The 11714-nt window shown below is 30.9% G+C and carries 9 protein-coding genes; 5 read left to right on the top strand and 4 right to left on the bottom strand.

Annotated features, from left to right (window positions below):
* The first annotated feature begins 34 nt into the window (after positions 1 to 34).
* From AC38BG_RS05345 to AC38BG_RS05360, 4 genes are all read left to right on the top strand, one after another.
* Positions 35 to 769: an SAM-dependent methyltransferase gene (locus AC38BG_RS05345; protein WP_489936833.1), complete on the top strand. Its 735-nt coding sequence runs from the start codon at positions 35 to 37 to the stop codon at positions 767 to 769.
* A 2-nt stretch (positions 770 to 771) separates the two neighbouring features.
* Positions 772 to 1737, top strand: a complete 966-nt coding sequence (locus tag AC38BG_RS05350) for a hypothetical protein (RefSeq protein ID WP_489936834.1) — start codon at positions 772 to 774, stop codon at positions 1735 to 1737.
* Positions 1738 to 3111 (top strand): RsmB/NOP family class I SAM-dependent RNA methyltransferase, encoded by a 1374-nt coding sequence (locus tag AC38BG_RS05355; protein ID WP_489936835.1) that lies wholly within the window; start codon positions 1738 to 1740, stop codon positions 3109 to 3111.
* Between the two features lie 85 nt (positions 3112 to 3196).
* The gene (locus AC38BG_RS05360; RefSeq protein ID WP_489936836.1) at positions 3197 to 4123 is read left to right on the top strand and encodes a DMT family transporter; all 927 of its coding nucleotides are present in this window, start codon (positions 3197 to 3199) and stop codon (positions 4121 to 4123) included.
* A gap of 43 nt (positions 4124 to 4166) precedes the next feature.
* Here AC38BG_RS05360 and fni read toward each other — a convergent pair whose 3' ends face one another.
* Genes fni through mvk form a run of 4 tightly spaced genes read right to left on the bottom strand, consistent with a single transcriptional unit; the run spans position 4167 to position 8176 of the window.
* Complete coding sequence (gene fni, locus AC38BG_RS05365) at positions 4167 to 5186, bottom strand: type 2 isopentenyl-diphosphate Delta-isomerase (RefSeq protein ID WP_489936837.1); 1020 nt, start codon at positions 5184 to 5186, stop codon at positions 4167 to 4169.
* A gap of 10 nt (positions 5187 to 5196) precedes the next feature.
* Positions 5197 to 6273, bottom strand: coding sequence for a phosphomevalonate kinase (locus AC38BG_RS05370; protein WP_489936838.1), 1077 nt, complete (start codon positions 6271 to 6273; stop codon positions 5197 to 5199).
* A gap of 35 nt (positions 6274 to 6308) precedes the next feature.
* Positions 6309 to 7265: a diphosphomevalonate decarboxylase gene (gene mvaD, locus AC38BG_RS05375; protein ID WP_489937846.1), complete on the bottom strand. Its 957-nt coding sequence runs from the start codon at positions 7263 to 7265 to the stop codon at positions 6309 to 6311.
* A complete protein-coding gene (mvk, locus tag AC38BG_RS05380; protein ID WP_489936839.1) occupies positions 7262 to 8176 on the bottom strand; it encodes a mevalonate kinase in 915 nt (304 codons plus the stop codon). The genes mvaD and mvk overlap by 4 nt, the downstream gene beginning before the upstream one ends.
* A gap of 79 nt (positions 8177 to 8255) precedes the next feature.
* Here mvk and AC38BG_RS05385 point away from each other — a divergent pair, with 79 nt between their 5' ends.
* A complete protein-coding gene (locus AC38BG_RS05385) occupies positions 8256 to 11714 on the top strand; it encodes a PD-(D/E)XK nuclease family protein (RefSeq protein WP_489936840.1) in 3459 nt (1152 codons plus the stop codon).

Below are 11714 nucleotides of genomic sequence, written 5' to 3' on the forward strand. Positions count from 1 at the left end.
CGTGCATGGTAAAATTAGTTTAAGGAAAAAACTTATGACAAAATTTATTAATCAATTAAATCATCTCAATCAAAAATTTGAAGATCCATTAATTTTAAGTCAAATAGCAACTGTTAATGAGATCGATTATCATGTGAAAAATCATCTCGTCTTGTCTAAAAGCCCACAAAAATTAGGATTTTTACCTGATAAATTTGCATACTTAAAAGCTAAATATCCAGATAAAATAACTGATTTACAAAAACTAAATAACTTATTAAATAATGTAAGACAATATTTGTCTTTGCAATATGGTATTTGGTCTTTGCCTAATCAAAATGCAGCAGATAAATTCATTGAATTATTTAAAATTAATTCTGTATTAGAAATAATGTCTGGTAATGCATATTGGTCATTAGCTTTTTCAAAATCAGCTATGTCAATTGCAACTGATTCTTTTGTTTGGTCAAAAACTTCTAAAACTGGCAGTGATCTATTTTATCCTGTACAAAAACTCTCTGCTAAACAAGCAATTATAAAATATTCTAACGTTGATGCGATTTTTTGCTCATGGGCGCCCAATTTTGGTCAAAGTGATGTAGAATTAATTGATCACTGGCGTCAATATTCACCTAGATCGCGATTATTTTTTGTAGGTGAAAAAGATGGAAGTACTAACTCGCCACTTTTTTGGCAAAAAGTTAAGTTTAATAATTCTGATGAAATAAAAAAAGTCAATGAAACTTTTACTAGTTTTGATTTTATAGATGAAAGCTTTTTTGAGATATAGAAATGAATATAAGAAAAATTATAGTTTACATAGTATCATTTGTTTGTTTTGTGATAACTGGATTAATGATCTCAAATATCCAATCAATGCAGGCAGATCAAATATTAAATGCAAATGGGTTATCTGGAAATTCAAGAACTCTAACAACTAATCGAAATATTGAAATTGCTACATTATTAAAGCATTTGCAAAAATATCAAAATAAAGATGAATTAGAATTGCAACTGACAAATAGATATGATACAGATCAAGTTTTAGTGTGGTCTAATACTACTAAAACAAAATTGCCTGTCACTAAAGGCAGATATTTTATTCCATCTGATTTTATGGGACAAGTAACATTTGCTTTAGCCTCACCTGACTCTAATGTGCGCACACTCACTACCCAAAATAATGAGTATGTAATATTGAACAATCGCTATATTTCTGTTCTTGGTAAATTAAAACAAAATGTTAGTCAAACTCAAAATACATACTATTTAACTACTGGTGTCAATCAGTTTAATTCTAAAAATAGATTAAGTAATTATTATATTATCCTGGATTCTCCAACTAGAGGAGCAATTGACCACACTGCAAAATATTTGAATGCCAAGATAGGTATTCCAGCTTTTGTTAAAAAGCACCAGCAAACTCATCGTACACTTGAAATAGTGGAATTAAGTTTGATTTTGATATCAATTATAGTTGCTACTTTGGTAAGCGTTGTTTTTGCAATTATCCAAACTAAAAAAGCTGATTTGGTTAAAGTCAAAGGTCCATTATTTAAAAACTTACTTGCAAATAAGGCTTGGAGATTTATGTTGGGAGAAACTGCAATAGGTATATTGGCATACTGGCTTTTGAGCATTAAGGCATATTTTACTGATCAAAGTGTTTTTGGATATGTATTATTGATAACGATTTTAATGCAGATAATTGGTTATAGTGTTGTCTTTATTTTAGAAAATAAAAAGGCGGTTAATTAGGTGAAATTACCACAAGAGTTTAAGAATAAATATCATAAGTTACTAGGAGAAAAAGGATATAAGTCATTTATCAATGCTTTAAATCAAGAATCTAAAAAGGGCTTTCGATTAAATCCACTAAAAACAAATTTTCGAAATGTTGAATATAATCTAAGTCATCCAATTCCAGGGACAGAATATGGTTATTATGGTGAAGTTTCAGGAAAAAGCATTGATTGGGTGAGTGGATATGTATATAGCCAAGATCCATCTGCGATGTTTCCCGCGATTGCATTAGATGTGAAGCCTGGACAGAAAGTTTTAGATCTGTGTGCAGCCCCTGGTGGGAAAACTACGGCACTGGCTAGTGCAATGCAGAATCAAGGGCTATTAGTAGCAAATGAAATCTCAAAAAGTCGAGTTAAGATCTTGCGTGAAAATATAGAGCGCTGGGGAGCAAGTAATTGTTTAGTTACTAATAATGATTCAGAAAAGATTAGAGATAGCTTTCCTGAATTTTTTGATGCAATTTTAGTAGATGCACCATGCAGTGGGGAAGGGATGTTTAGAAAAAATCCTGAAGCAATTACTTATTGGACGCAAGACTATGTTTTAGTTTGTCAATCAAGGCAAAAAGAAATTTTAGATAACGCAGTAAATGCTTTAAAGCCTGGTGGTAGATTGGTATATTCAACTTGTACTTATTCACCAGAAGAAGATGAACAGATTGTTGAATGGTTAGTCGATTCATATGGGATGTGCGTGCTACCAATTGAAAACTTTGATCAAGGTGAACCTGGTAAACCTGAATGGACAAAAAATAATTTGCCAGAAGTTGCAAATACTAAAAGATTCTGGCCACAAGATAATATTGGAGAAGGCCAATTTGTGGCATTACTTCAAAAGCCAGGTATTGCTGTAGAGAAAAAAGTTAAACATAAAAGAAATAAAAATGGTCATCAAGATTTTTTGAACAAAAATGAGATGCAATTAGTTAGTGATTTTTTGAATAATTATAATATAAATGAAATATTAACTATTGATAATAAAAGTATTGTAAAAATAAATAATCACGTAATTTATCAACTGTATAATGTGAAAAATAGGCTATATATTATTAATAATGGGGTTGATTTAGGAGTATTAAAAAAGAACAGATTTGAGCCAAGTTATCAATTGGCACAGGTATTAGGGCAAGAAAAACAAGAGCGTATTTATAAAATAAAATCATTGGAAGAATTCTATAAATACATACATGGTGAAGCTTTACAAGTTAATAGTAAATTGAAAGGTTTTGTATTAGTAAGTTATCAAAATAAAGTATTTTCATTTGGTAAAGTTGCACAAAACATATTGAAGAATTATTATCCTAAAGGATTAAGAATTTTGAAATAAATATTGACACATACATTTATGTATAAGTATTTGAACTTATTTATTCGAAAATGCTAAGATATTACTAATAGATTGGAGTGAAATAATGGAAAAACATAATCACATAGTTAAGGGAATGACCTTGGCGGGATTAGCATCTGTTAGTTGGGGTGTATCTGGTACAGTTTTACAATATATTTCGCAAAACTTAGCAGTACCTGCAGCCTGGATGTTGTCAACAAGGACCATGGTTACTGGTATTATTTTGCTCTTAATAAGTGCAGTAATATATAGAAAAAAGATTTTTGATGTTTTCAAAACAAGATCTATGACTTGGTCTGTGATCAGTTATGGGATTTTTGGATTAGCTGCGAACTTGTATACATTTTATTACGCAGTTCAGACAGGTAATGCGTCAATTGCTACGATTCTACAATATTTATCTCCATTATTTATTGTATTAGGGGCTGTAGTTTTTCAAAGACGTAGACCATTGCGATTAGATGTAGTTTCATTTTTAGTGGCATTGGTTGGAGTGTTTTTTTGTATTACAAGAGGTGATTTATCTCACCTAGCAGTTCCAATGAATTCACTATTGTGGGGGATTGGATCAGGAATCACTGCAGCGTTTTATGTGGTATTACCTCAAAAAGCTTCAATAAAAAATCCACCTATTGTAGTACTTGCATGGGGAACGCTAATTGCAGGAGTATTGTTCAATATTATGCATCCCTTCTGGATTAATCCACCCCATGCATCAGTTGGATTAATTTCTGCAGTAGGAACTGTGATTATCTTTGGGACGATTTTCCCATTTGGAGTTTTATTATATGCAACAAGATTTGCTCCATCTGATGTTGTAAGTATTATGGATGCATTGCAACCAATTGTGACAACAATTTTAAGTGTGATTTTTTTCCATATAAAACTTACTGCAATTGAAATTGTGGGGATTGTCTTAGTGCTACTTGCAATTTATATTTTGCAATATGGTAGAAGATCCAAAATACCTCAAGTTAAAAAAGAAAAATAAAAATAGCTGTAAGTTTGAATTTTCAAACTTACAGCTATTTTGTTTATTTTAATAATTGCTCAACAGAATTTCTTAATTGTAAATCTAAGTAATATTTTATTTGAGTTACTTGAGATAAATTATTTGCGCCAAACAAAGCAAGCAAACTAGCTAATTCATATTTCCATGAATGAATTAACTCTTGCAAACCATCTGTACCATCTCTTTTAACAGTTTGCAAAAATGTATTGGCAACTCCCGTATATTTAGCCCCCAATGTTAATGCTTTTAAGATATCTAATGGGTTTCTAATTCCACCTGACGCAATAAAGGGAATATCAACTTTTTTGGCTAATATTTCACTTTGAATAGTTGATAATCCAATTTCATTTAGATAGGCTAATTGAGATTTTCTGCGATCATTTTCGATTTTGGCAAAATTAGTGCCCCCTTTACCACCTAAATCAACTAAATTACACTTATATTGTTTTAATAAGTTTAAACTAGCCATATCAAAGCCAAAGCCTACTTCTTTAATAATTACAGGAATAGTTACATGATCGCGAATTTTTATTATTTTATTCAACCATCTAAAATCGCGATCTCCTTCAGGCATTGCTAACTCTTGCACACTATTTACATGAATTTGCAAGGCATTGGCGTTTAATTCAGAAATAATATAATCAACTGTTTTTATTGGAGTGTCAGGATTGACGTTAACTATTATTACTCCATTCGGATTTTGATTACGTGCTATATAGAAGCTATCGATTAATTCAGATTCTTTTGTCAAAATATTTGCAGAACCTAATGCCATAGCGATATTTTCTTTATCAGCGATCATACCCAATGCTTCATTAATTATTTTTGATTGATTGGATCCACCAGTCATTGCATTAATGAAAAAAGGAGCTGCGACAGCTTTATTAAACATTTTAGTTTTAATTGAATCTAAATCTACATAAGTTTCTGGTAGGGCAGGGCGCACTAAATGAATTTGGTCAAAGTCGTTAATTTTTTCTTGATTAAAAAACTTAGCAGCGAGTGCTAAGTGTTCTTCTTTTCTTTTTGAATTTTGTGACATAAGAATATCCTTATTTACTGATAGAATGCACTTTAAAATCTAGCGGCAATATTTTATCATGTTTCCATTCATTTTTTAAAGCAGTTAGATCAGTATTTTTGTCAGCAATCACAATCCCGCAATCACCATTTCCAGCGCCAGAAGTTTTAGCAGCGGCGCCGAAGCTTTCAGCAATATTAATAAGTTGTGTTAATCTAGGTATTTCAATTGCAATATTGTTTAGTTTGGCAAAATGCTGCAACAATTGACGATTAACTCTAATTTGTTTTTGAATTAATTGAATATTATTTTTGCTAAAGCCTTTAATCATTTCTAAAACACATTTACGTGAATTATTTAAAAATTCTCGATATTGTGTTTCAATATTAACTTTTTGAGCATTAGTTTCATCAACTAAACGAGATGTTGAAGCTGGCTTTTGACTCCAACCAATTAATAATTTTAAATCTTTTGGTGGAGTTAATAACTGAACTTTTAACCCAGACCAGGCCATATTAATTGTTTGACTTAATGAATATTTATTTAGTTGATTTGTAAGCCATTTTTTATCAAAGGTTTGATAGGCAATCCATCCACCATAGACACTTGCAGCAATATCTCCAGCAGATCCATTGCCTTGGACTGAATAATGGGCAATTGCAGATAATTTATAAATCAAATCATTATCTAATTTAATCCCATAAAAATGCAGAATGGCCTTCACAGTAGCTACAGTAACTGCAGCAGATGATCCTAAACCATATTTTTTACCATCTGATGAATCTAAATCAGAGTTGACTTTTAAATCATAAACAGTTAATTTAACATTTTGTTCAAGTAAATAACGTTCAGTAAACTTTATAGCAGCTAAAATATATTCAAAAGGGTTATCACGATTATCGATAACCATTTTAGTGCCACGTCTTGTCCAATGAATTGAGTTTTGGGAATATTGCTTAGAATGAATAGTTCCCATCTGTCCAATTGCAGGTGCAATTGAAACTCGTACAAATTGATTAACAGCAACTAATATAGCAGGGCAATTTTGTTCTAAAACCGCATATTCTCCAGCTATATATAATTTTCCAGGTGCTTTTTCACTGATCAAAATTTTTCTCTTCCTTTTGTCATTAATTTTATATTTTAATCAAGATATTCAATACCCGACCCAAACCCTAACTCAATAATATTAACATTAGGAAGCAATTGTTGCACTTTTGTTTGAATAACTTTGCTATTTCTTAATTGAGTTAAGATTTTAACATTGGGTCCTGCATCAATTGTGTAATAGCATTCAATACCTTCTTGTCGCAATTGCTCAACTAATTTGATTAGAGAAATAGTTTCTGGTTCAAAATACGTAAATTCAGGCATTGCAGTGAAGTTAATTGCATGCATTTCATTAGCACTTAATTCTGCTAAACTACCTAATTTAGTAAAATCATTTTGTCTAATTGCAGTTTTCATTTCAAAAATTTCTTTATTATTGCGTCTCAGCCAAGGACGATAAAGTGGGGAAGTAGTTGCTAACTCCATGCCTTTTGTTGATGAAATTTTTTTAGGTGTTTTATCTAATTCAACAGCTAGTAGTTTTAGATCCATTGCAGGGTATTCATCAATAATTTCAGCATATGATGATTCATCGCTGCTGCCTTTTTTCCATTCCACAAACCCACCATAAATAGACCTTGTTGCAGATCCAGAACCTAATCTGGCTAATCTTGATAAATCTCTTTTTGAAAGATTAAGTTGATAATTTTTAGTAAATGCTGCAGCTAATGCTGCAAATGCAGAACTGGAAGATGCTAATCCTGCACTAGTTGGAACATGGTTAGTTGAATTGATAATAAAATTGCCAGAGACTTTAAATTTATCTTGCAACATATGAATATAGTTAATTGCACGAGTTGGCTGTTTCTCTTTTTGTCCATTTAAAATAAACTCACTATCGCCATCAGTTAATTTAAATTCAGTATCTGTATAATATTTATCTAATGTCATTGAGAGACTAGACATCATTGGCAAGCGCAATAATTCATCTGCCTTGCCCCAATATTTAATTAGTGCAATATTTGTATGTGCACGAACTTTACTCATTATATTTCCTCAATCCAATAATTATTAATTAAATTTTTGCTATCATTAGCAATTTTTTCGGCAAGTTTTGGTGATTCAACTAGCGCAATTACAATTCCGCCCAAACCGCCGCCTGATAATTTTACGCCTAAGGCACCATCTCGCAGACCGATAACACATAATCGATTTATTTTTTTAGTAGAAACACCAAAGTAGGTTAATAGATTTTGAGCCTGATTAAAAGCTTGACCAATTGTTTGGATATCTTGATTTTTCCATGCTTTTAAAACAATGTCAGCTAAATTACCTAATTCTTGCATTTTTTGTTTTGCAACACTATTTTCTTGGTATAATTTTTGTACTTTGGTTACGGCCTTTTTAGTATTTCCTAAATCACCTGTATCCATGATTAATAAATATGCCCCAAGTTTTGAAGTGATCTTTTTAATTCCTTTTTTAGGATTAAAAAAAACTAGGTAATTAGAAGCAACTGTTGCACTATCTAATCCAGAAGCCTTACCATGATTGATGGTTTCTGCATGGTTAGTGATTTCCATGATTTTTTTGTGTGATAAGTTCAAATGATAAAAATCATTGATTGCTCTAACTGTTCCTAAGGCTACTGTGGCACTTGATCCAAAACCGCGCTCAATTGGAATTTGACCTTCGTATGTAATTTTTAAAGCAGCATTATTATTTGCTAGATGCTGCATAGTTGTTAAGACATACTTTAATCCATCATATTCATCAGGAGCGTCCATAAATTTTCCATGATAATGCACAGTATCCATAATAGAATCTGCATTATCAGTTCTTTCAACGTAAGTTTTAATATTAAGGGATTTTATGGGCATTGCCAGTGCATCGTAGCCATAAACGACAGAATGCTCGCCAATTAAAATGACCTTCCCATGTGCTGTATAACTTGTTTGCAAAAATATTTCCCCTTTAAAAGCTAATACTAATTTTAAATTTTTTCCTATGCTAAAATGCTATAAGTAAGGAGCTAACGACATGATTACAATTCTTAGTGGTCGTCAAACAGACCCATTGCAAGAAAAAATTCTGGATCAAGCTGTAAATAATTACACAAAGCACCCAGAACAAGAAACATTTATCATTGTACCAAACCATATCAAGTTTACCACAGAAGTAAGTGCAATAAACAAAGTTGCTATTGCAAGACAAACATCAGAAACAACAGTTAAGAATTTACAGATTCTTTCTTTTTCTCGTCTTGCTTGGTATTTTTTAAAAGACAATCCTGAATTAATGCCTAAAATTATTGATGACGCAGCAGCTACAATGCTGCTTGCACAGATCATTCAAGATAAGCAAGATGAATTATCATTATTTCAAGATAATAATGTGAATAATGGATTGTTAAAACAACTTTATCAAACATTGCTAGATATAAAGTCTGGTAATTTTGATCTAGAAGACATTGATGAAAAAGAGTTAGATTTAGAAACAAAAAATAAAATCCATGATTTGAATATTATTAATGAAGAATTTACTAAAAAAATTGCTGATAGATTTACTACTAAAGACGAATTACTACATCGATTATTAGAAGCTCTAGATAGTAGTGATAAGTTAAAACAAGCTAGTTTTTATTTTACCGATTTTTCACATTTTTCACTTCAAGAAATGATGATTGTAAAACTACTTGCAAAAAGAGCTCAACAATTTGTTATAGCTTTTAAAACACAAAATGGATTGCTAAAAAATAATATTCAAACAGGGGATTATGATTATATTGTTCAAACTACTATCCAAACTTTAACAAGATATTTACAAAAAAATAATTTATCTTTTCAAATAAAAAAATATCCAGTTTCACCAAAACCAACAGATAGGGAAAATTTGAATAGTATCTGGGCTAGAAATATTAGTCAAGATCTTGATTTGCATAATTTTGTCCAATTAGTTAGGGCAGATTCTAGATATGCTGAAGCTTATTTTGTTGCTAGAACTATTTACCAACAAGTTGTACTGGGTAATTATCGTTATCGAGATTTTTTGGTATTAGCTCCTAACATGCAAGAATATGAAACATATTTAACTCCAATTTTGCGTAAGAATAAATTACCGTTTTTTAATGATTTGCAACAACAAATGAAGTATCATCCTTTAGTTATTGTGATTGAAAGCTTGAATACTTTATTAACAAGAAAACTGTATACACCAAGTATTTTAGCAATTATGAAAACTAAGCTAATAATTCCTGATTGGTACCATAGTGATGCTGAATATGTACATGACTTGGACTTATTAGAGAATTTTGTTTTAGCGCATGGAATTAATTATAAATTGTGGCAGCGATCTTTTAAGGATTTTGTGGATGCACAAGTCATCAGAATTGATCAACAAGAAAATATTATTGAACGTTTGGATCACTTGCGTGAATATTTTGTTAATCAAGTTACTGGTATTTTAGATACTCTGCAAAATCAAACAAATCCTCAAAAAGCTATTACTAGTTTTTTTGACTTTTTAATAAAAAATAAAATACCTGAACAATTAAATAATTGGCGAAATAAGGCTTCTGAAGTTGGCGATCTGCAAGCAGCTCAGCAACCAGAACAACTATGGTCATTATTATTGCAGTTACTGCAGGATTATTTATTAATTAATGAACAAGATTTTGATTTAGCAAACTTTTTTAATGTTTTGATCAGTGGATTCAAAGAAGCAAATTTTGCGCAGATCCCTTCTACACTAGATGGAGTTGTACTATCTGAAATGGGAATGGTGCAACCAGATAGTTATAAACAAGTCTTCATAATTGGCTCCACTAGTAATAATTTACCAAAAATTGAAAGAACACCTGGATTTTTAAATAGTGAAAACTTAGCTTCCTTAAATCATGATAGTAGTGATAACAGTTATTTAGAAGATCATCAGAGTTTAAATAATTTAGATCAGGATTATCAATTTGGATTGAAATTAGCACTAGCACATGATCGAGTATATATAAGTTATCCTGTATTAAATGCCAATAATGAGCAGTTAATGCCGTCGTTATACTTTAATCGTTTGAATAATTTGGCAACTATATTTGAACAACATGATTTACCAAATGAAGATGCTAGTGATTTATTGTCATTTATGACTAATGCTGATGCTAGTTTGGGTTATTTGAGCTTTATTAATCCTGGAAAAATGAAAGATGAACTAGTTAGTTTAACTAATAATTATTTACCTCAAAAAACTGAAAAGGTAATTAATGCCGCAGACTTTGATAATCAACCAGAGTCAATAACGCCTATGTTAGCTCAAAAATTATATGGTAATGAATTAAATTCATCAGTATCACAACTAGAAACTTATTATCAAAACTCATTTGAATATTTTTTGAATTATGGATTAAGATTGCGTCCACGCTTTGAAAATGAATTAGGAGTAGTAGAAGCTGGAAATTATTTCCATGAAACTTTTGATCGTTTAGTAAAATTACTTCATGAAAAGCAACTTGATTTATCAGCTTTATCTAAAAAACAATTGCAAGATTTGCTAATGCAAGCAAGAATTGCAATGCAAGATGAAGGACGCTATCGACAGTTATTAAATGATCCATTTAATAAGTTTTTATTTAATAGCTTAGATAAAACGACTGACAAGGTTGCTTTTAATTGGCAAAGCTCGCTAAAAAATACTCCATTTAGGCCTCAATATTCAGAGCTGAGCTTTGGTAATCATGAAAAATTGCAAGGGTTAAAATTTGAACTACCTGATCAAAAATCTGTGAGTTTGCGTGGAAAAATTGACCGTGTTGATCTAGCTCCTGGAGAAGGGCATATTTTGGGTCAAGTTATTGATTATAAATCTTCTCAAAAGCAATTTGAACTGGGATTATTTGCTAGTGGAATAGCCTTGCAGATGGTATCATATTTGGATGTTTTGACTAAAAATGATAAGTTTTTTTCAAAAAATGAACGATTAGCGTTATTAGGAGCGTTTTATCAAACGGTAACTAAGCAGGTTGATCGCTTAAATAGTGACAAATTAATTAATACTAATTTTGAAATCAAAGCGGAAAATGAAGATGCCAAGCCAAAATTAATGTATAAAGGGTTAATTGTTAACGATCCTAAATTATTGATTGAAGCAGAACCTTTGCTTGATCAATCAGATACCAAATCACAAATCTATGATGGATTAAGAACTAAGATAAAAGGTGGCTTTAGTCTGCCAGCTAAAAGAGCCTTTAATGAAAAAGAATTAGAGCAATTATTAAGCTATGATGAACATCTAATTAAACGAGCAGCTGATGAAATTTTATCTGGGAAAATTGATTTAAATCCATATAAATATGGTCAGCAAACAGGATTACAATATTCTGATTATAAAGATATTTTCTTTTTTGATGCAATGATGCCTCAAAATAAATACCATATAATTAAAAAATTAGACACAAAAGCATTATTTGAACAAATAAAAGAAGATTTAGAAAAGGGGGAAACAAAATAA

It is taken from the genome of Lactobacillus sp. M44 (assembly GCF_058130005.1).

What these genes read in the sequence shown, in the direction of transcription:
- AC38BG_RS05345 (WP_489936833.1), top strand. Translation starts at nt 35, where the DNA reads ATGACAAAATTTATTAATCAATTAAATCATCTCAATCAAAAATTTGAA.
- AC38BG_RS05350 (WP_489936834.1), top strand. Translation starts at nt 772, where the DNA reads ATGAATATAAGAAAAATTATAGTTTACATAGTATCATTTGTTTGTTTT.
- AC38BG_RS05360 (WP_489936836.1), top strand. Translation starts at nt 3,197, where the DNA reads ATGGAAAAACATAATCACATAGTTAAGGGAATGACCTTGGCGGGATTA.
- fni (WP_489936837.1), bottom strand. Translation starts at nt 5,186, where the DNA reads ATGTCACAAAATTCAAAAAGAAAAGAAGAACACTTAGCACTCGCTGCT.
- AC38BG_RS05385 (WP_489936840.1), top strand. Translation starts at nt 8,256, where the DNA reads ATGATTACAATTCTTAGTGGTCGTCAAACAGACCCATTGCAAGAAAAA.